The following is a 1,330-nucleotide window of genomic DNA, read 5'->3' as shown; positions in this document are numbered from 1 at the left end:
GCCGCCGCCCCCCCCCGCGCCTCCGCACAGTGTGTCCCTGCAGCTCTGGGTGCTGCGCATGCCCGCGACTGATGAGGCCTCAACGGGCTCGGGCGAGCTGCTGCTCATCGACGGAGCCTCTCGCTTCCCGCGAGCCTCGACCCGGGAGTCCATGCCGGACTGGGACGCGCTCGGCGCCTTTGTCCGGTCCGCGATCGCCGAGGGCGGGGCGACTGGCGGTAGTGGCATGGCAGGCGCCGGGAAAGCGACCTCGGCGCAGCGTGTACTGCCCGAGTGTGTCGCCGCTGTACCCGTCATCGACCTCCTCGACGACGAAGTCGACCTCACCCCCGGTCGCCATGTCACTCCTGGGGCCTCCGGTGAGGGGCCTCGACTGGCAGACTCCTGGAGCGAGTTCGGGCGACTCGTCGCGGATCTCGGTGACACGGGAGGACGTCTGGCCACGCTGGACCTGTCGGACGACGAGATGGGGGCACAGACCACGACGACCGTGGGCGAGCTCACGAGGGCAGGCGCGCTCATGCTGCGCTCGGGGCAGCAGCCCGCCGACGGAACGATCTGCGAGGGGCAGCCCGACGACAACGGTGTTGCTCTGCTCACGATCCCCGATCTGCTCCTGGACGGCGAGCCCCGCACCTGGCTGTCGACCACGGACGCACAGGCGACGGGAGCTGTCATCGCCGAACCGGGAGATGTCGTGGTCGCGGGTGTGGCACGCGCTTTTTCCGCCTGGGTGCACCAAGGCCGACCGACGGCTCTCGGACCGCAGCTGCATGCGCTGCGCGTGCACCCGGACCATCTGGACGCCTGGTTCCTGGCCGGCTCCCTGCGCGCCCCCGCCAACGCTCGCCAGGCGGGCACCCATGCGTCGAGTTCCTCGCGTGTGGACGTACGCAAGCTTCAGGTGCGGCAGATCCCGCTGGCGGAGCAGCAGCAGTTCAGCGAGGTGTTCAAGCAGGTGGCCGCGTTCGAAAAGCTCGTCGTACGGCTGGGCCTCCTCGGTGCCGGTCTGGTGCGCGGCCTCAGCGACGAGCTGGCCGCGGGACGTCTGTCCGGCAAGGTGTGAGGGCGGGCGCTCACGTCTGAGCGGCGCCGGGATCGGCAAGCCTCTCGGTGATATCCAGGTCCACTTCGCGTCGGACCTCTTCCACACGGGCCGCCAGGCGTCCCGGGAGTCCGGCAGCAATGCGTCCGGACTCCTCGATCACCCGGATCGCCGCCTCGATCTCGCCGAATGCCAGACGGCACTCTGCGAGGCGGAGCCGGAGCACCGCGCGGTCCGCACGCTCCTGCGGACCGTCCCCGTGTACGAGTTCCTCGGCGATGCCCT

1 protein-coding gene and 1 pseudogene are annotated in these 1,330 nt (G+C 70.5%); one reads left to right on the top strand and one right to left on the bottom strand.

Features of this window, described 5'->3' with window-relative positions:
* Positions 1 to 1,066 (top strand): restriction endonuclease subunit S domain-containing protein (locus tag ABT085_RS46390; RefSeq protein WP_502983002.1); only part of this gene is annotated, 1,066 nt, incomplete at its 5' end.
* A 10-nt stretch (positions 1,067 to 1,076) separates the two neighbouring features.
* On the opposite strand, the pseudogene ABT085_RS46385 reads toward ABT085_RS46390, so the two are convergent.
* Positions 1,077 to 1,330, bottom strand: a pseudogene (locus ABT085_RS46385) (serine/threonine-protein kinase); the annotation flags it as partial.

This window comes from Streptomyces sp. NPDC002265 (assembly GCF_040296125.1).
GTDB lineage: Bacteria > Actinomycetota > Actinomycetes > Streptomycetales > Streptomycetaceae > Streptomyces.
Note: the sequence above shows the minus strand (reverse complement) of the source record. Positions and strands in the feature narration are given on the sequence as shown.